General features: G+C 69.6%; 20 protein-coding genes and 1 pseudogene. 11 read left to right on the top strand and 10 right to left on the bottom strand.

The window, feature by feature from the left end:
* Positions 1-182: 182 nt before the first annotated feature.
* The 3 genes from DFR72_RS03425 (at position 183) to DFR72_RS03415 (ending at position 3,127) form a co-directional block, all read left to right on the top strand.
* Positions 183-962, top strand: a complete 780-nt coding sequence (locus tag DFR72_RS03425) for an ion transporter (protein ID WP_090064081.1) — start codon at positions 183-185, stop codon at positions 960-962.
* 246 nt (positions 963-1,208) lie between these two features.
* A complete protein-coding gene (locus DFR72_RS03420; RefSeq protein WP_090064082.1) occupies positions 1,209-2,063 on the top strand; it encodes a geranyl diphosphate 2-C-methyltransferase in 855 nt (284 codons plus the stop codon).
* Positions 2,063-3,127 (top strand): family 2 encapsulin nanocompartment cargo protein terpene cyclase, encoded by a 1,065-nt coding sequence (locus tag DFR72_RS03415; RefSeq protein WP_090064083.1) that lies wholly within the window; start codon positions 2,063-2,065, stop codon positions 3,125-3,127. The genes DFR72_RS03420 and DFR72_RS03415 overlap by 1 nt, the downstream gene beginning before the upstream one ends.
* Here the strand turns inward: DFR72_RS03415 and DFR72_RS03410 are convergent.
* From DFR72_RS03410 to DFR72_RS46185, 8 genes are all read right to left on the bottom strand, one after another.
* Positions 3,118-4,008: an alpha/beta hydrolase gene (locus DFR72_RS03410; RefSeq protein ID WP_090064084.1), complete on the bottom strand. Its 891-nt coding sequence runs from the start codon at positions 4,006-4,008 to the stop codon at positions 3,118-3,120. The two genes, DFR72_RS03415 and DFR72_RS03410, sit on opposite strands and share 10 nt — an antisense overlap.
* Positions 4,005-4,838, bottom strand: a complete 834-nt coding sequence (locus DFR72_RS03405; RefSeq protein ID WP_090064085.1) for a carbohydrate ABC transporter permease — start codon at positions 4,836-4,838, stop codon at positions 4,005-4,007. The genes DFR72_RS03410 and DFR72_RS03405 overlap by 4 nt, the downstream gene beginning before the upstream one ends.
* Positions 4,828-5,715, bottom strand: a complete 888-nt coding sequence (locus tag DFR72_RS03400) for a carbohydrate ABC transporter permease (protein WP_245982482.1) — start codon at positions 5,713-5,715, stop codon at positions 4,828-4,830. Before DFR72_RS03400 ends, DFR72_RS03405 begins: the two co-directional genes overlap by 11 nt.
* Positions 5,712-6,905 carry an ABC transporter substrate-binding protein gene (locus tag DFR72_RS03395; protein WP_090064087.1) on the bottom strand — a complete coding sequence of 398 codons (1,194 nt, stop codon included), beginning with the start codon at positions 6,903-6,905 and terminating at the stop codon, positions 5,712-5,714. Before DFR72_RS03395 ends, DFR72_RS03400 begins: the two co-directional genes overlap by 4 nt.
* A gap of 15 nt (positions 6,906-6,920) precedes the next feature.
* On the bottom strand, positions 6,921-8,516 hold the full coding sequence (locus tag DFR72_RS03390) for an FAD-dependent oxidoreductase (protein WP_245982479.1): 1,596 nt from the start codon (positions 8,514-8,516) through the stop codon (positions 6,921-6,923).
* Between the two features lie 14 nt (positions 8,517-8,530).
* Positions 8,531-9,538: a LacI family DNA-binding transcriptional regulator gene (locus DFR72_RS03385; RefSeq protein ID WP_090064544.1), complete on the bottom strand. Its 1,008-nt coding sequence runs from the start codon at positions 9,536-9,538 to the stop codon at positions 8,531-8,533.
* A 209-nt stretch (positions 9,539-9,747) separates the two neighbouring features.
* Complete coding sequence (locus DFR72_RS46190) at positions 9,748-10,158, bottom strand: RNA-guided endonuclease InsQ/TnpB family protein (RefSeq protein WP_211335281.1); 411 nt, start codon at positions 10,156-10,158, stop codon at positions 9,748-9,750.
* Positions 10,155-10,553 (bottom strand): hypothetical protein, encoded by a 399-nt coding sequence (locus tag DFR72_RS46185; RefSeq protein ID WP_211335280.1) that lies wholly within the window; start codon positions 10,551-10,553, stop codon positions 10,155-10,157. The genes DFR72_RS46190 and DFR72_RS46185 overlap by 4 nt, the downstream gene beginning before the upstream one ends.
* A 23-nt stretch (positions 10,554-10,576) precedes the next feature.
* On the opposite strand from DFR72_RS46185, the pseudogene tnpA reads away from it, so the two are divergent.
* The 4 genes and pseudogenes from tnpA (at position 10,577) to DFR72_RS03365 (ending at position 14,097) form a co-directional block, all read left to right on the top strand.
* Positions 10,577-11,005, top strand: a pseudogene (gene tnpA / locus DFR72_RS03375) (IS200/IS605 family transposase).
* A gap of 81 nt (positions 11,006-11,086) precedes the next feature.
* Entirely contained in the window at positions 11,087-12,865 is a 1,779-nt protein-coding gene (locus tag DFR72_RS03370; RefSeq protein ID WP_090064088.1) for a hypothetical protein, read from the top strand.
* A 156-nt stretch (positions 12,866-13,021) separates the two neighbouring features.
* Entirely contained in the window at positions 13,022-13,198 is a 177-nt protein-coding gene (locus tag DFR72_RS45325; RefSeq protein ID WP_170176104.1) for a hypothetical protein, read from the top strand.
* An 80-nt stretch (positions 13,199-13,278) separates the two neighbouring features.
* Positions 13,279-14,097, top strand: a complete 819-nt coding sequence (locus DFR72_RS03365) for a mechanosensitive ion channel family protein (RefSeq protein WP_090064089.1) — start codon at positions 13,279-13,281, stop codon at positions 14,095-14,097.
* 46 nt (positions 14,098-14,143) lie between these two features.
* Here DFR72_RS03365 and DFR72_RS03360 read toward each other — a convergent pair whose 3' ends face one another.
* On the bottom strand, positions 14,144-14,500 hold the full coding sequence (locus DFR72_RS03360) for a DUF6401 family natural product biosynthesis protein (RefSeq protein WP_090064090.1): 357 nt from the start codon (positions 14,498-14,500) through the stop codon (positions 14,144-14,146).
* Between the two features lie 120 nt (positions 14,501-14,620).
* Between DFR72_RS03360 and DFR72_RS03355 the strand changes: the two genes are divergently transcribed.
* From DFR72_RS03355 to DFR72_RS03340, 4 genes are read left to right on the top strand one after another with little or no spacing between them, the layout of a single operon-like run.
* Positions 14,621-14,956, top strand: coding sequence for a hypothetical protein (locus DFR72_RS03355; protein WP_114773588.1), 336 nt, complete (start codon positions 14,621-14,623; stop codon positions 14,954-14,956).
* A 57-nt stretch (positions 14,957-15,013) separates the two neighbouring features.
* Entirely contained in the window at positions 15,014-15,202 is a 189-nt protein-coding gene (locus DFR72_RS03350; RefSeq protein WP_090064545.1) for a DUF3072 domain-containing protein, read from the top strand.
* 55 nt (positions 15,203-15,257) lie between these two features.
* Positions 15,258-15,707, top strand: coding sequence for a YflT domain-containing protein (locus DFR72_RS03345; protein WP_245982478.1), 450 nt, complete (start codon positions 15,258-15,260; stop codon positions 15,705-15,707).
* Between the two features lie 4 nt (positions 15,708-15,711).
* Positions 15,712-16,212: an MSMEG_6728 family protein gene (locus DFR72_RS03340; RefSeq protein ID WP_090064093.1), complete on the top strand. Its 501-nt coding sequence runs from the start codon at positions 15,712-15,714 to the stop codon at positions 16,210-16,212.
* On the opposite strand, the gene DFR72_RS03335 is transcribed toward DFR72_RS03340, so the two are convergent.
* A complete protein-coding gene (locus DFR72_RS03335) occupies positions 16,146-17,063 on the bottom strand; it encodes a sensor histidine kinase (protein ID WP_211335279.1) in 918 nt (305 codons plus the stop codon). The two genes, DFR72_RS03340 and DFR72_RS03335, sit on opposite strands and share 67 nt — an antisense overlap.
* Positions 17,064-17,079: the final 16 nt, after the last annotated feature.

Genomic DNA, 17,079 nt, shown 5'->3' with positions numbered 1-17,079 from the left:
TGGACAAGGACGTCAGGCTGACACTCGTGAGTGAACACGTGCTCGGCGAGATCATCGGTGGTGAGGCGCGCGACCTCGCCCGTACCGCCGGCAGGCTGGAGATGATCAACACGACCGGGTGATCAGCTGGAGGCTCCGCGGACCGATAGTGCCCTTGTCCCCCCGGCAAGGAGTAGTCAGGCATGACGTTGCGCGCACGCATCGGCGAGGTCGTCGAGAGCACACGGTTCCAGTGGATGATCATTTGCGTGATCGTGGTGAACGCGGCCACCTTGGGAGCCGAGACCTCACCCTCGATCGTCGCCGAGCACGGTGACCTCCTCAGTGCCGTCGACCACCTGGCGCTCGCCGTCTTCGTCGCCGAGCTCGCCGCCCGGCTCTACGCGTTCGGCTGGCGGTTCTTCCGCGACCCGTGGAACGTCTTCGACCTCGTCATCGTGTCGGTGGCGCTGCTGCCGGCCGCCGGACCGCTCAGCGTGCTGCGGTCCCTGCGGATCCTGCGGGCGCTGCGCCTCGTGGCGATGGTGCCCAGCATGCGCAGGGTCGTGTCCGCGCTGGTGAAGTCCGTTCCCGGCCTGATCTCGCTCACCGGGCTGCTGATGCTGCTGCTGTACGTCGGTGGTGTGATCGCGAGCAACCTGTTCGGCGACTCCGGCGACCCGCGGTTCGCCGGCCTGGGGTCGACGCTGCTGACGCTGTTCCAGATCACCACGGGCGACGGCTGGTCGGACGTCATGCGCGACCAGATGGAGCACCAGCCGCTCGCGTGGGTCTTCTTCCTCTGCTACCTGATGGTCGGCACGTTCACCATGCTCAACCTGTTCATCGCCGTGGTGTGCAGCGCGATGGAACCGGACGTGCAGCAGCTGCCCGCACCCCGTTCCGCGTCGCACGACGACCTGCTGCTGCAGGAGGTCCGGGCGCTGCGGGAGGAAGTGCGGGGAATGCGGCAGAACGCTTGACCGCGATGTCGTCCAGGTGACCCGGAATTCTGGCCCGTCCCTCATCCGGTCGGTTGCGAAGAACCCACGAAGGTGGGGATGACGACCTGCTAGCAGGGGTTAAGAGGCCCACCGGAACGCGACATCGGGCCTACCCGTTCGTGTCCGAACCAAGCCTGAACGGCGGATCGTTCGTTGCTCCGAAAGCTGCAAAGGTCAGTTGCTGTTCGGCAGTGAGCGTTCCAACGAACAGGAGCCACTCAGGTCATGGCGAGCCCCACTGTGAAGCCGGTTCTGCGCACCGACTACCAGCGTTCCGTCGCGGACTACTGGAACAAGGAGAAGGACCCGGTCAACATCAAGCTCGGTGAGGTGGACGGTCTCTACCACCACCACTACGGGCTCGGCCAGTACGACCCCGCGGTGCTGGAGGCGCCCGCCGCGGTGCGGGACCAGGCGATGATCGCCGAGATGCACCGGCTGGAGACCGCGCAGGCCGAGGTGCTGCTCGACGCGTTCGGCGACGTGCCCGCCGGCGGCCACCTGATGGACGGCGGCTCCGGCCGCGGCGGCACCAGCTTCATGGCCAACGCCCGGTTCGGTGCCCGCATCGACGGCGTGAGCATCTCCGAGGAGCAGGTCGCCTTCGCCAACAACCAGGCCGTCGAGCGCGGTGTCGCCGACCAGGTCCGGTTCCACTTCAAGAACATGCTCGACACCGGCTTCGAGACCGGCTCGTTCAACGGCATCTGGACCAACGAGACCACGATGTACGTGGACCTGCAGCAGCTGTACGGCGAGTTCGCGCGCCTGATCGCGCCCGGTGGCCGGTACGTCTGCATCACCGGCTGCTCCAACGACCTGACCGGCCTGCGGTCGCGGGCGGTCAGCCAGATCGACCAGCACTACATCTGCAACATCCACCCGCGCAGCGAGTACTTCCGAGCGTTGGCGGACAACGGCTTCGTGCCGATCAGCGTGGTCGACCTGACGCCGGAGACCATCCCGTACTGGGAGCTGCGCGCCCAGTCGTCGGTCGCCACAGGTGTGGAGGACCCGTTCCTGACGGCCTACAAGGAAGGCAGCTTCCACTACCTGCTGATCGTCGCGGACCGCATCTGATGAAGGACCTCCTCACCGGGCCGTCCGGGCTGGGCACCTCCGCTGCCCGGCTCGGGCGGCCCGAGGCCGTCACACTGCCGCCCGAACCCGGCTACGCGGAACGCCCGTGGGGTGACGGCACCGCGCCACCGCTGTACGTGCCGGTGCTCGAACGCGAGGACGCGCTGCTGGCGGCCGCCGTGGACGAGCGCCTCGTCGCGTGGGCAGGGGAGTGCGGGTTCGAGGAGCCGGAACGGTTCCTGGGCGGCATGTTCGGCCGGCTCGCGGTGCTGACCCACGTCGACACCGACGACGTCGACCAGCTGCTGATCGCGGCGAGGCTGAACGCGGCGTGGTGGGCCGCGGACGACCTGTACGCGGACGACACTGAGATGGGCGCGGTCCCGACCGAACTGCCGCCGCGCCTCGCACTGGCGATGGCCGCGATGGACCCGGTCGCGCCCGCCGCCGAGTTCACCGTGGACCTGGAGGAGAGGATCGCGTCCGACCCGGTGCTAGCCGGCCTCCGCTCGGGCATCGCGCACCTCACCTCGCGCAGCACGGCCACCGTGGTGCAACGGGTCTGCTACTCGACGTTCGCGATGTTCGTGTCGTGGGGCGCCTATGCGGCCTGGCGCCACACCGGCAACTACCCGCCCGCGTGGCAGTACCTCGCGACGAGGCAGCACGACACCTTCTACACGTCGATGACGCTGATCGACGCCGTCGGCGGCTACGAACTGCCCGCGCCGCTGTACTACGACCCGCGCGTGCGGCAGCTGCTCACGGCCGCGGGCACGGCGTCGGTGATGGTGAACGACCTGGTGTCGGTGGAGAAGGACGCCGCCGACGAGCAGCCGGTCTGCAACATGGTGCTGCAGATCGCCGCGGACCGTGAGTGCTCTATCGCCGAGGCCACCGCACGGACCGTGGAGCTGCACAACCAGCTGGTGCGCGACTTCGAGGCAGGGCACAAGGCGTTGCTCGCGGTGCCGTCGGTGGAGCTGCACCGGTTCCTGAAGGGCACCAAGGCCTGGATGGGCGGCGGCTTCGAATGGCACACCACGCATCCGCGTTACAAGTAGAGCGTCCGCCTGAGCCACGCCATCCGCGTGGCTCGGGCACGGCGTGACAACGCCGCTTCCGGCACGAGCTGGTCGAAGCCGTGACAGCCACCCGGCCACACGTGCAGCTCCGCGTCCCCGCCCGCCTGCCAGATGCGTGACGCGTAACCGACGGCCTCGTCGCGGAACACGTCGACCGAGCCGACGTCGACGTAGGCCGGTGGCAGGCCGGCGAGCTCCGCCGCACGCGCTGGAGCGGCGTACGGCGACACGTCCGGCCCGCCCCGCGCGTCCCCGAGCAACGCCGTCCAGCCGGTGAGGTTCGAGGCGCGCACCCAGGTGGTGCCGTCGAGGAACTGGTGGCTGGACGGCGTTTCGCACCTGTCGTCGAGCATCGGGCACATCAGCAGCTGGCCGCGGACGTCCGGCCCGCCGAGGTCGCGGGCCATCAGCGTCACGGCCGCCGCCAGCCCGCCGCCCGCGGACGTGCCGGCGACGACCGGGGAGGCGAGACCGTTGCGCGTCATCCACGTCAGCGTCCGGTAGCAGTCCCGCACCGGCGCCGGGTGCGGGTGTTCGGGCGCGAGCCGGTACTCGGGGGAGACCAGCGTGACGCCGAGCTCCGACACCCACTCCGCCAGCACGTGCAGGTCGGAGCGGCGGGTGCCCGCGACCATCCCGCCGCCGTGCACGTGCAGAACGGGCGGGCCCGTGGAACCGGAAGGGCGCAGCACCAGCACGGGTACGCCGTCCGCGTCCTCCTCGCTGAACGTCACCGTGCCGCCCCGCGTCAGCTCGGCATCGGTGACGATCCGTCCGCTCGAACGCCGCTCCGCGATCCCGGCCGCGGTCAGCGGTGGCAGGGAGAAGTCCACCGCCGCCGCGATCTCCGGGTCGATCACCCCTTCACCCCCGTGTGCGCGAGTCCCTCGATGAACTGCCGCTGGGCCACCACGAACACCACCAGGATCGGCACGGCGGTCATCGTCGCCGCGGCCAGCTGGACGTTCCACATCGGGCCGCCGTAGATGTCCACGAACTGGGTCAGCGCCTGCGGCAGCGTGAACATGTCCGGTGTGGACAGGTACACGATCGGCTCCAGGTACAGGTTCCACGAGTGCAGGAACGTGAAGATCGCGACCGCCCCGAGCGCGGGACGGGACAGCGGCAGGGCGATCCGGTAGAAGATCCCGGCGCGGCCCAGGCCGTCCATGCGGGCGGCCTCCTCCAGTTCCGGCGGCAGCGCGATGAAGAACTGGCGCATGATGAAGATCGCCAGCACACACGGCGCCCCGAAGATCGGCACGATGATCAGCGGCCAGTGCGTGTTCGTCATGCCGAGCGACTGGAACATCTGGAACAACGGGACGATCGTGACCTCGCTCGGGATGAGCAGGCCGGTCAGCACCACGACGAACAGCGCGTTCTGGCCGGGGAACCGGATGCGCGCGAACGCGTAGCCCGCGAGCGCCGCGACGGCCATCGTGCCGGCCGTGACGACCACCGCGATGTAGAGGCTGTTCCAGTACTGCTGCCCGAACGGCTGCATCCGGAACACCGTCTCGTACGTGGAGAACGTCCACTCCGACGGCAGCAGCGACTCGGAGAAGATCTCGCTGATCGGCTTCATCGACGACGTGACCATCCACCACGTCGGGAACACGAACGGTATGCACAGCACGCACAACAACCCGTAGAGCGCGACGTTTCGCTTGGAGACGTTACGACTCATGGAGCACCCACTTCCGGCGCATCTGCCACTGCAGCAACGTCAGGGCGGCGACGATGACGAACAGCAGCACCGAGATCGTCGCGCCGTAGCCGAAGTGGTGGAACTGGAACGCCTGCTGGTACAGGTAGTAGATCAACACGGTCGTGGACGTGCCCGGCCCGCCCTGGGTGAGCACCGCGATCTGCGCGAACACCTGCAGCGAGCCGACGATCGTGATGATCGACGTGAGCAGGATCGTCGGGCTGATCAACGGGATCGTGATGCTGCGGAACCGCCTCCACGCGCCCGCGCCGTCGATCTTCGCGGCCTCGTACAGCGTGGCCGGGACGCCCTGCAGCGCCGCGAGGAACAGCACCATGTTCAGCCCGACGTTCTTGATCACCTGCACGACGACCACCGACACCATCGCGGTCGTTTCTCCCCGCAGCCAGTTCGGTCCGCCGACGCCGAAGACGCCGAGCAGCCCGTTCACGCTGCCCTCCGGCTGCAGCATGAGCTGCCAGACCAGCGTCCACGCCACCAGCGACACCAGCACGGGGGAGAAGAACAACGTCCGGAACAGCGTGGTGCCGCGCAGCTTCTGGTTGAGCAGCACCGCGAGCAGCAACGCCAGTGACAGGTTCAGCGCCACCAGCCCGGCGGCGAACCAGGCCGTGGCGACGAGCGAGTCGCGAAGCTTCTCGTCGGCCAGGAGCCGTGCGTAGTTCTCACCGCCGATGAACTCGAACGTCCCGCCGAGCACGTTCCACTCGTTGAGGCTGTACCAGCCGACCATGCCCAGCGGGATGAGCACGAACGCGAGGCTGCCGAGCAGAGCAGGCGCGACGAACAGGTAGCCGACCAGGTTGTCGCGCCTGCGATAGGTCCAGAACGTCACGGGCGCTCCAGCAGCGGCTTGATCTTCGCGCACACGCCGTCGAGCACCTGGCCGACGTTCGCGTCCGGCTTCCACAGCGGGTCGAGCGCCGCGCGGATCGTCTGGTTCAGCTCCTCCTGGCCCTGGTGGCTGGGCTTCACCACGCCCTTGCTGATGCCGTCGATCACGACCGACTGCAGCTGCTCCGGCTTGATCAGCGGGTTGCTCTTGGCCAGCGTCTCGGCGTTGAGCAGCGACTGGCGGACCGGCGGGAAGAACTGGGCGAGCTTCGCGGAGTTGGCCGAGTTGGTGAAGAAGCCCAGGAAGTCCGCGGCGGCCTCGGCGTTCTTCGACCGCTTCAGCACGCCGACACCGGCCTGGCCGATCACCGCGTAGTCACCCTTCGGGCCCTGCGGCAGCGGCAGCAGCGTCCAGCCGAACTCGGCGTCCTTCAACGCGCCCGCCCGTGAGATCTGGCTGACGGCCATGGCCGCGTTGCCCGCGAAGAAGTCCACGGTCGTGCCGGGACCCGGGATGGCCTTGTCCGTGAAGATCGCCTTGTGGACGAACGTCATGGCGTCCTTCATCTCCTGGCTGGAGAAGCCGCACGTCTTGCCGTCCTCGCTCCACGCGTTCGCGCCCCAGCCGCGCCAGATCGCCGAGAGCACCGCCCAGTTCTGGTACTTGAAGTCCGGCAGCACGAGGTTCTTGCCGGCCGAGGCCGCGACGGCCTGCTCCCAGGTCTTCGGCAACTCCTTGACCAGGTCGGTGTTGACGAACAGCCCGAACGGCGAGGTGGAGAACGGGTACGCGTAGAGCTCGCCGTCCTTCTCCCACAGCTTCGTTGCGGACGGCACGAGCTCGTCGGCCTTCTCGACCTTGCCCTTGATGGGCGCGAGTGCGCCGGAGGAGACGAAGTCCGGTGCGGACTCCTCCAGGATCCACGCCAGGTCCGGTGCGTTGCCGCCCGCGATCTGGGTGGTGAGCGTGGTGGTGTAGCCGTCGGCCGGGATCGAGTCGAACTTGATCTCGGCGACGTCCGGGTGCGACGCCTTGTACTCGGACGCGATCTCGTTGAGCAGCTTGAGATGCGCCTCGTTGGCGGTCCACACGGTCATGCGCAGCGACTTGGGGCCGGACTGCGCGGAGGAACCGCCGCAGGCGGTGAGGGCCAGCAGTGCGGCGACGATCAGAGCGGTGAGGCGGGACATCGTTGTCTCCCTGGACTAGTAACCGGACACGTCCGGCCAGCGGAGCTCGACCCCGTCGCGTTCCAGCCGGTGCTGGAAGTCCGCGAGCAGGCCGGGGGTGTTGCGCACCGCGCGAGGGGTGACTCGGTGCGCCAGGCAGAAGTCCGCGAGCGCGCCCGCGACCTCGCCGACGTTCCACTCGACCGGGTGCAGCCGGTGGGAACCGTTGGTGATGTGGGTGGTGCCGATGTTCTTGCCCGCCGGGAGCAGGTTCTCGACGCGCTGGGGGATGAGCGCGCCCAGCGGGATCTCGAACGGGCAGCTCGCGACGTCGAGGTAGTTGTCGCCGCCGGTCGAGGGGTGCAGGTCGATGCGGTACATGCCGACACCCACGGCGTCGGCGTGCTGCACGGCGCCCTTGTCGCCGCGCACCGCGAGTGAGAGGTCCTGCTCGACGATCGTGTACTCGGTCCGCATCCGCCGCGACTCGCGGATGTAGGGCGCCTGGGCCAGGCCGTCGGCGCTGCCGGTGACGTCGCCGCGCAGCCGCAGACCGGGGAAGCCGGTGCCGCCGTCCTGCCGCGGGGCCTCGGTCTGCAGCCAGTACAGCACCGACTTCGACAGCTCCCGCGCCGCCGCCACGTGCTTCTCCGCGTCCGGCACGTCGATCACCGGCGACTCGAAGTAGTCGATCATCGGCCAGTTGACCAGGCAGATGTCGCTGTCGTAGGCGCCTTCGACGAAGTTGCGGCGCGCGGCGATGCGGCGGAACGTCCACAGGTTGCTGTCACCGGCGCTGAGCCGCTGGTCGGAGAGCACCGACAGCGGGTCGTCGTCCGGGTTCGGGGTGAACGTGCGCTCGGCGGTGGTCAGCGTGCGCGGGTCGGGGGAGCGGAACGACAGCATCCGGTCGCCCCAGTAGGCGGGCTGGTACTCGCGCCAGAAGTCGTACCGCTCCGGCTTGTCGATGGTGTGGTCACCGTCGACGTGGTCGATCGCGAAGCACACCGACATCGCCTGCATGTTCGCCGGCTGGGCCGTTTCGGGCGCGCTGGGCTCACCGGTGTCCAGAGTGGACTCGAAGCCCGTCACGTACTCGGTGCCGGACAACGGGAGCAGCTCGCCGGTCTCGGTCGCGTCGAGGACGTACGGAGCGGCCAGCTCGACCTCGGTGCCGTTGTGCTCGACGGTGACCGACACGATCCGGTCGCCGTCGGTGCGCGCGGAGACCGGCCGGGCGGGCTGCAGGACCGTGAGCCTGCCGCTGCCCCGGTAGGGGGCGAGCATCTCGTCGATCACGGCGACGGCGACGCGGGGTTCGTGGCACAGCCGGCTCACGTTGCCCGCACCGGGGTTGAGCTCGCGCCACGCCCGCGCCTGCGGCGTCAGCGGATAGTGGCGGCGGTAGTAGTCGCGGATGCCTTCACGCAATGCGCGGTACGACGCGGTGACGCCGAAGCGCTCGACCCAGCTGTGCTCGTCCGGCGGCACGGCCTGGCTGGTGAGCTGCCCGCCGAGCCACTCGAACTCCTCGGTGAGCACGACCCGGCGGCCGGCGCGCAGCAGGGCGAGGGCCGCGGCGACCCCGCCCAGCCCGCCACCCACTACGACGACGTCAGTGTTGTGCGGCAACAGATTCCTCCAGATCAACGCTGGGCGGTGGAGTGGCCCAGCGTGGTGCCTTCGACGAACTCGCAGGCCAGCAGCTCCTGCGGGGTGGTGCCGTGTGCGAGCACCTCGGTCAGCGCCTGCACCGCCCGCCGCCCCATCTCGCGGCGCGGGATGCGGAAGCCGGTGAGCCGGACGTCGTCCGGCGCGGGCCGGGTGGCGGCGCCGAGCGTCAGCACGGACAGGTCACCGGGGACCGACAGGCCGCGCTCGCGGGCGGCGAGGACGAGCGCGGCACCGTCGGAGACCTCCTCGGCGAGCACGCACGTGACACCCGCGTCGAGCAACTGACCGAGCCCGGCGAACTGGACGTGCGTGCCCTTGACCCCGTGCGCCGCAACGGCTTGCTTGAACCCGCGCAGCCTGTCGGCCGACGACTCCGCGCCCGTGCCGGCGCCCACGTACGCGAGCTCGCGGTGCCCCAGAGCCACCGCGCGGCCCACCAGGTCCCGCACCGCGGCGGCGTAGTCGGCGCCGACGTGCGGCACCGGGCCGCCCGCGTCGTCACGCCGTCCGACCGAGACGAACGGGATGGCCTCCTTGACGAGCTGGGCCAGGTCGTCGCGGTCGATCGAACGACCGAGCAGCACGCAGCCGTCCGCAAGCCGGACCCTGCTGTCGTCGCTGAAGATCCGCCGCTTCCCGCTCGTCGCCTTGGCGCTGGTGAACAGCAGCAGATCGCAGCCGGCCTCCTCCGCCTGCTCCTCGATGCCCTCGAGGAACGGCTGGTAGAAGTCCGCGCGGGTGCTCGGGAAGACGGCCTCGTAGGTGAAGACGCCGAGGATGCGGTTGCGCTGGTCGTGCAGCCGGCGCGCAATCGGGTTCGCGACGTAACCGGTACGTCTGATCACCTCGAGCACCCTGGCCCGCGTCTCCTCCGCGATCCGGACGCCGCTGTCGGTCCGGTTGTTGAGCACCAGCGACACCGTGGCCTGGCTGACGCCCGCCATCCGGGCGATGTCCTGCTGGGTGAGCCTCTTCGCCATGAGCACCTGCCAATTCGAATTGGCAGGGAGTCTGCGACACACCCGTCTCGCCGTCAACCCTGTAATAATTCGAATTAGCATCTTGACGGGCCGCGTTCGTGCGAGCGAGGGTGCCGCACCAAGGAGGTAGGCCCGTCATGAACTCGTCCCTGAAGGAACGAGCTTGCCAGCCGCCGCGGGCGGCGGTTTTCAGGCTTGCTGCTGCCGTCCTAGCTGGCTGCCAGGACGGGCGCTGCGTCTGGGCGCATGACTTCGCCCCAGCCCACGACACCGCGAGCCGCGATGTTGTGCGCTGCGTTGTGGTCGGCGTGCCCAACGAAGTCACACCGGCCACACTGGAACACCGCCTGACTGCGGCGGTTGCGTTTGTCGACGTGCCCGCAGGCGTGGCAGGTCTGCGAGGTGTAGGCCGGATCGACCTGCACCACCACCACACCAGCCCGCTGGGCTTTGTAGGTCAGGAACTGACCGAGCTGGGCGAACGTCCAGGAATGCAGAGTGGCCCGTTGGGGCTTGCGAAGCCGTACCCGGACGCGGATTCCCGTCAGTTCCTCGACGGCGATCCCGCGTTCGGTGCGTTCAGCCTCGGCCACGATGTTCTTGCCGATCCGGTGGTTCACGTCGGCCGCCCTGCGTCACCGAGTTGCCAGGACAGACAGCGGGCGTCGAACGGCTGCGCCGCAAGCGGGCGGAACCTGATCGGGGTGCCCTCGACCTTGCGGCGCCGGTCCGACCCAGGCGGCCCGTAGTTGCCCGCCTTGAGGTTGGCCCGCAGTGTCGTGTACGCGTCCACGGTCTTGCCGATCACCCGGATCGCCGACTGGGCGGCCAGCCCGAACCGTTCCCGCAGTTCGGCGTAGAAGCGTTTCTGCACATCGAACTTCCGCACGACCCCGGCAGTGTGCATCTGCTCGGACAACCAGGAAGCTGCCGTGTTGCAGGCGCGCAGGGTGTCGCCCAGCGCCGACGCCTGCTCGGGCGTCGGCAGCAACCGCACCTGCACGACCTGCCTCACATTGATCACCATAGCGTTGGTCCATGTCACCACGGTGGGAACCCGACGCCGATATACGCAGGGGACGCAGTGGCATCCACAACCTTCCGTCCACCTGGTCTTCGTCACGAAGTACCGGCGTGGCGCGTGCACCGATCAGATCCTGTGCCGCTGCGAGGAGATCATGCGGGACGTGTGCGCCGGCTTTGGTGCGGAGCTGCGCGAGTCCAACGGCGAGACCGACCACGTGCACCTGCTCGTGCACTACCCGCCCAGGCTGGCCCTGTCCACACTGGTCAACAGTCTCAAAGGCGTCTCTTCCCCGACGTCTGCGGCAGGAACTCTCCGCGCACATCCGCCGATACCTGTGGAGACAGCACTTCTGGTCACCCTCCTACTTCGCCGGGTCGTGCGGTGGTGCGCCCTTGTCAATCATCAAGGAGCACATCGACCAGCAGAAGCGTCCCGACTGACAGCCCACCACGCGGGCCGCACAAGCCGGGATCGACTCCTCCTGGCCGTGAACGACCAGGCTTCCGCCGATTGGAGTTCAGGTGAACGCATTCAGCCGTCGCAGCCTGATAACCGGTGCGACCGCCGCCGGACTTCTCGCCGCGCTGCCGGGGTCGGCGCACGCCTTGCCCGCGCCCCCGCCCGTCATCCCGGACCGCCGCGCTTTCGCACCGGGCGAGCAGCGGTTCGCGCAGTACCTGGTGCTCGTCTCGCCGATGGTCGCGGACATGAACGCGAGCGGCTTCTTCGGTGGCGGTTGGTGGCGCAGCCCCAACGTCCCGTACAACGCCCGCGTTCAGGAACACGTCTACACGCTGGCCTGGTTCGCGACCCAGTCCCGCCCGTGGAACCCGTACCGCGGTGACGCGAACGTGCTCGCCGCACTCGACGCGGGACTCGGCCACTACCTGGGGCTGCAGCACGCCGACGGCTCGTGGCCGGAGTACTCGCCGGACCAGCACTCGCTGGCGGCGACGGGGTTCGGCATGGGTTACCTGAGCAAGACGAACGCTTTGCTGAAACGCGCCGGAGTGCTGCGGTCGCGGCAGGCCCAGATCAGCGCGGCGCTGCGGCGGGCGATGACGTGGTTCCTCGACCCGTCCAACGGCACCGTCTGGCAGTCGCCGCTCACCTGGGCGAACCAGACGGCCTCAGGCCTCGCCGGTGCGGCGCTCGCGCTGAGGCACGACCCGGACGCCGCTCTGCGCCAGCGGCTGACCGAGGCGTTCCGGCGGTTGGCGACGGCCGGGCAGAGCCCCGCCGGGTACTTCTACGAGGAGTCCGGTGCGGACACCAACTACAACTTCGAGGTGATGCTGCCCGAACTGGCCGACGCGTGGCGGCAGACCGGCGACCCGAACCTCGTCGCCATGGCGCGGAGGTACACCGGCTGGCTCGGCTACAACCTGCTGCGCGAGCCGGACGGTTCCGGCTGGTTCGCCAACATCGCCCCGAACTCCCGCACGTCCTCGAAGTTCTACGCCGACGTGCGGCCCGACCCCGAACGGACCGCGCTCAACGCCCAGTTCGTGCCGGAGGTACCCGGCCTGGCCGCGTTCGTGTCGAGCCGCGAGGACCTGGCCGCCGCGCGTGCGGACTGGGCGGCCTCGACGGCGCCGGTGCCCGCGCTGGTCAAGCCGGACACCTCACCGCGCATCCTCACGCACGCGATGTACGGCGAGCGCTACCCGAGCCGTGCCGAAAGGACGGCGGCCATCGCGCGGCTGCCCTACCGGCGCGCGCACTTCACCGAGCGCCGCAGCGACCAGGGGCAGGACTTCCTGTTCGTGCGGCGGCCACGCTGGTACGTCGGCGGATACTTCGGCACGCGCCGGGCGACCTCGTTGGCGCGCACCGGGTTGACGTTCCTGTGGCACCCCGTCGCGGGCACGCTGGTGCAGTCGGTGAACAACAACGACCACGCCTGCTGGGCCACGGTGTTCCCCGGCCAGGTGCCGGACTCGAACGGCCCGCAGCAGGCGGAGTTCCCCGGCGGCGAGCCGTACCGGTTCCGCTACCGCACGCCGTCCGGTTCGGTCGTGACGGAGGTGGCGGTGGGCGACCGGATCGTGCGGTCGGTGCGGGCCGGTAGCGCGGCCACCGAGCAGATTCCTTTGGTGGTCAGGGATTCCGACACGGTGGCGCTGGACTCGCGCGGCCTCACGCTCACCCGCGGCCGCACGGTGATCCGGTTCGACTGGGGGCGCGCCCTGGAGCCGCGGCTGCGGCCGGCCACCACGATCACCTATCCCGGCCGCCGGATGCAGATCCTCACCGTGCCGCACGACGGCACGTTCACGCTCGTGGTCACGGCGCGTTAGTCCACTGTGGACGTACAGTTTCACTCTGATGTCGCAATGGTGTCGTGCATGTCCGCGCAGCTCACGGGGTATTCGATGGTCCCAATCCCAGGTCCCCCGTCCGGGCGGTCCCCCGGACGCGTGCGTCCCTCAGCGCGGTCGTGAGGAGTGGTTGTCATGGCACATCTGCGTCATCTCGTCGACGTTCGCACCGGTGACGAGTTCGATCAGCCGGTTCCCTTCGGCCTGGTGTACCCGGTGTGCACCGCGGACGGGTCCGCACCGCCCAGTCAGCGCGGCCGGACCTGGGAGCACCTGGTGGCCAGCGACCGCGAGTTGCGACAGGTCTCGTGAAGTCCGTGTGAAGGGAGCCCGCGCCGGGTAATGCCAGGTGCGGGTGACCCGGCCGGGCGCCCGTGTGAAGGGAGTTCGACATGGACTTCGGACAAGGGCTCACCGACGCCTGGCGCGCCGTGGCCACGTTCGTGCCCAAGCTCGCGGCGTTCCTGCTGATCCTGCTGATCGGCTGGTTCATCGCCAAAGCCGTGGCGAAGCTCGTCGACAAGGTCCTCGAACGGGTCGGCTTCGACCGGCTCGTGGAACGCGGCGGCATCCGCCGGATGCTCGCGAACAGCAAGTTCGACGCCTCTGACCTGCTCGCGAAGCTGGTCTACTACGCGCTGCTGCTGATCACGCTGCAGTTCGCGTTCGGCGTGTGGGGCCCGAACCCCGTCTCCGAACTGCTCACCGGCATCGTGTCGTGGCTGCCGAAGGCCGCGGTCGCGATCATCATCGTCGTCGTGGCGGGCGCGATCGCCAGTGCTGTCAAGGACTTCATCGGCGGAGCCCTGGGCGGCCTGTCCTACGGTCGCGTCCTCGCGAACGTCGCGTCGATCTTCATCTGGGCGCTCGGCATCATCGCCGCGCTGAACCAGATCGGCGTCGCCACCACGGTCACCACGCCGGTGCTGATCGCGGTGCTCGCCACGGTCGGCGGCATCCTCGTCGTCGGTGTCGGCGGTGGCCTGGTGAAGCCGATGCAGCAGCGCTGGGAAGGCTGGCTGGGGCGCGCGGAGCAGGAACTGCCGCAGGCCCAGGCTCAGAGCCAGGCGTACCAGCGCGGGCGTGAGGACGCCGTGCGCACCGGCACCCCGGCTCAGGCCGAACCCGTCACCGCGCCGGTGCCCACCGCCGCGCGACCGGTGCCGGGGGAGAACCCGGTGCTGGGCGAGCGGAGGCTGGACGAGCGCTGAACCAGGATCACCGGCGAGGCGCACCCGCACGGGTGCGCCTCGTTTCTCATGTGAGCTTCGGAAGCGCGTGCACCTCGTCGGCCAGCGGCCTCGCGTCGTGGACGTGCGCGAGCTGGCAGACGGCCATCAGGCGGACGCCGAGCCACGACGTGGGTGCCCAGTCCGACTCGAGCGCGTTGTCCAGCAGGCCTCGCCCGTACGCGGCGAGGAGCACGACCGCGCCCACCGTGCCGGCGCCCTCGACACCGAACAGGAGTATGTCGCGCACCGCGGCGCCGTGCTGGTCGACCTCGGCGGCGAGCGCGGGGGTGAGGGCGAGTGCGGCCCACCCGGCCACGCCGATCCGGTCGGAGAGTTCGGAGATCCACTGTCGCGCGTTCTTCTCGCGCCAGGTCACACGCATTCCGACACCGTAGCGGGATCCGGTGAAATGCTGGTTTGAAGGCGCTCGAGCCGGGTAATCGTGCGCGGGCGCGTCAAGCAGTCGGCGCGAAGCATCCGGCTGTGAAGGCAGGCGATGACCATGACCACCGAACTCGACGAACCGTCGTCGCGGCATCAGCGCGCCACCGCGCTGGAGAAGCTCGACAACGCGGTCTGCACGGCGCTGGCGGGTGTCGACCCGGACGAGGCCCGTCAAGGCCTCGAGGAGGCGGTCGCGGTGTGCTCGGCCGCGCGCGCCGCGGTGTCGCCGCAGGTCGTGGGATGTGTCGAAGCCGCGGGCGAACACCTGCGGTACGGCGAGCGGATGGAAGCCCGGATGCTGCTGACCGTCGCTCACCGGCTGCTCGGCCGCGTCTCGCGCTCGATGGCCGTACCGGCTCCCTCGACTCCGGGTGACGTCGTCCTCGGCCGGTGATTGGGCCGGCGGTGCCCTGGGTACCTCGAACGCACGTTCGAGTGGAAGGGGATCGCGGTGAACCGCACGCCCGAGAAGGACCCGCAGGACTGGACGACCGGTGACGAGCCGATGACCGGCCCACAGGAGTCGTACCTGCACACACTCGCCCAGGAAGCGGGCGAGGAAGTGCCGGCCGAGCTCACCAAGGTGGAGGCGTCGCAGCTCATCGACCGCCTCCAGGAGAAGACCGGCCGGGGAAGTTGATCGTGTTGAACGCCGCGCCCGCGGGTAACCGGGAGTCGTGGACATCAAGCACGAAGTGACCCAGACGGAAGTGCCCCGGGAGTCGTCCCTGCTGGCGACCTTCCCGGACTACCTCGGCGCCCAGCGCCTCGTGGACCGCATGTCCGACGACGGGTTCCCGGTCGAGAGCGTGCGGATCATCGGCGACGGTGTCCGGACGGTCGAGCAGGTGACCGGACGCATGACGCGAGGCCGCGCCGCGGTGACGGGCGCGGCCAGCGGCGCCTGGTTCGGTGTGTTCATCGGCGTGCTCTTCGGGCTGTTCACCGCCGGTCAGACCTGGGCCTGGTTCGTGTTCATCAGCCTCGCGGTCGGTGCGTTCTGGGGAGCGGTCTTCGGGTTCGTGGCGCACTGGAGCACGCGCGGACGCCGTGACTTCGCGAGCACCATGACCCTGCAGGCACGCCGGTACGAGGTGCACGTCGACGGCGAACGCGCTGCCGAAGCGGCGAAGTACGTGCTCTGACGTCATGCAGACCTTCCTGCCGTTCCCCGACTTCGTCGCCACGGCCCGCGTGCTGGACCACCGCCGTCTGGGCAAGCAGAGGGTCGAGACGCTCCAGATCCAGCGCGCGCTGGTGGTGCCCGGCCACGGCTGGCGCCACCACCCGGCTGTGAAGATGTGGGCGGGGTACGAGGAAGCGCTGGTCCGGTACGGCGTGGAGATCTGCGCGGAGTGGCGCTCGCAGGGGTTCCGGGACACCTGCGAGGCGACGATGCGGTCGGACCTGGCCCGCGCCAGTGGGGTCGTCGTCGTGCGCACCCAGGACGAACTGGCCGCCGCGGACGAGCTCCCCACCTGGCTGGGCGACCCCGAGGTGCACCTCAGCCACCAGTCCGCGCTGGTGCGCAAGGATCCCGCCCACTACCGCAGGTTCTTCCCGAGCGTGCCGGACAACCTGCCCTACGTCTGGCCGCCGACGCTGACCCGCACGGTGAACCCGTCGGCGTCGCGGCCCATGGACACGTAGTCGCACGTGCGGTGCAGGATCCACAGCCCGAGTCCGGCCGAGCGGGTCTCGGTCGTCGGCACCAGGCCCGCCATCGGATCGGACGGGCCGTGCCCGTGGTCGGTCACCGCGAGCACCACGCGTGAGCCGCCCGCCCACAGCCGGAAGCGGACCGGCGCGATGCCGTGCGTCAGGCCGTTCGTGACGATCTCGCTGGCCGCGTAGACGGCGTCGTGCGCGGCGTCCTCGTCCAGGTCCAGCCCCTCGATCGCGTTGCCCACGGCCTCACGGACCGCACTGGCGGCCGGGTCGAGGAGTTCGAGCAGCGGAACCCCCTCCTCGAGCACGTCCGGGAGCTGCGGCGACGCGGCCAGACCCTCGCGGTAGCCGGCGTTCGCCTCGTGCGTACCGGGCGTGGTGGCGATGTTCGGGTGCGTCCTCACCACGTCGGCCAGCACGTCGGCGGGCGTCGTCCTGGTGTCGTACGGGCACAGGCCCCACACCGGGAACTCGGCGTACGCCTGGTTCGCCGCGGCCTCGTAACGCGCCCACCAGTCCCAGCGCGCGCCCGTGCCGGGGTGCGGGACGTCGCCGACCACGCGCATCTGCTGTGCGCCGTCGGACGTGTGCTCGCGGAAGAGGTCGCGGTAGCTCGCGATGGCTTCGGACGGCCGGGAGTACTGGTCGGCGCCCGGCCGGAAGATCACGCCGGTGCGGTCCAGCGCGCCGCGCAGCAGAGCGGTGTTCTGCTCGGAGCACGCCACAACGCACGGCTCACCGCCGCGCAGGCCGTCCTCGAGGAACGGCACGGCGTGCGCGAGGAAGTCGTCGTCAGTGCCGTAGAAGGCGGTCTCGTGGAAGAAACCGGTCACAAGGACCGATGCTACG

Source organism: Lentzea flaviverrucosa, assembly GCF_003350445.1.
In the GTDB taxonomy this organism is placed as follows: domain Bacteria; phylum Actinomycetota; class Actinomycetes; order Mycobacteriales; family Pseudonocardiaceae; genus Lentzea; species Lentzea californiensis.
The sequence above is the reverse complement of the archived record's forward strand: the minus strand, read 5'-3'. Positions and strand labels throughout refer to the sequence as shown.

Coding starts and splice junctions, on each gene's coding strand:
- DFR72_RS03355 (WP_114773588.1), top strand. CDS start 14,621: ATGACCACCGAACTCGACGAACCGTCGTCGCGGCATCAGCGCGCCACC.
- DFR72_RS03360 (WP_090064090.1), bottom strand. CDS start 14,500: ATGCGTGTGACCTGGCGCGAGAAGAACGCGCGACAGTGGATCTCCGAA.
- DFR72_RS03405 (WP_090064085.1), bottom strand. CDS start 4,838: ATGAGTCGTAACGTCTCCAAGCGAAACGTCGCGCTCTACGGGTTGTTG.
- DFR72_RS03340 (WP_090064093.1), top strand. CDS start 15,712: ATGCAGACCTTCCTGCCGTTCCCCGACTTCGTCGCCACGGCCCGCGTG.
- DFR72_RS03425 (WP_090064081.1), top strand. CDS start 183: ATGACGTTGCGCGCACGCATCGGCGAGGTCGTCGAGAGCACACGGTTC.
- DFR72_RS03365 (WP_090064089.1), top strand. CDS start 13,279: ATGGACTTCGGACAAGGGCTCACCGACGCCTGGCGCGCCGTGGCCACG.
- DFR72_RS03395 (WP_090064087.1), bottom strand. CDS start 6,905: ATGTCCCGCCTCACCGCTCTGATCGTCGCCGCACTGCTGGCCCTCACC.
- DFR72_RS03385 (WP_090064544.1), bottom strand. CDS start 9,538: ATGGCGAAGAGGCTCACCCAGCAGGACATCGCCCGGATGGCGGGCGTC.
- DFR72_RS03415 (WP_090064083.1), top strand. CDS start 2,063: ATGAAGGACCTCCTCACCGGGCCGTCCGGGCTGGGCACCTCCGCTGCC.
- DFR72_RS03420 (WP_090064082.1), top strand. CDS start 1,209: ATGGCGAGCCCCACTGTGAAGCCGGTTCTGCGCACCGACTACCAGCGT.
- DFR72_RS45325 (WP_170176104.1), top strand. CDS start 13,022: ATGGCACATCTGCGTCATCTCGTCGACGTTCGCACCGGTGACGAGTTC.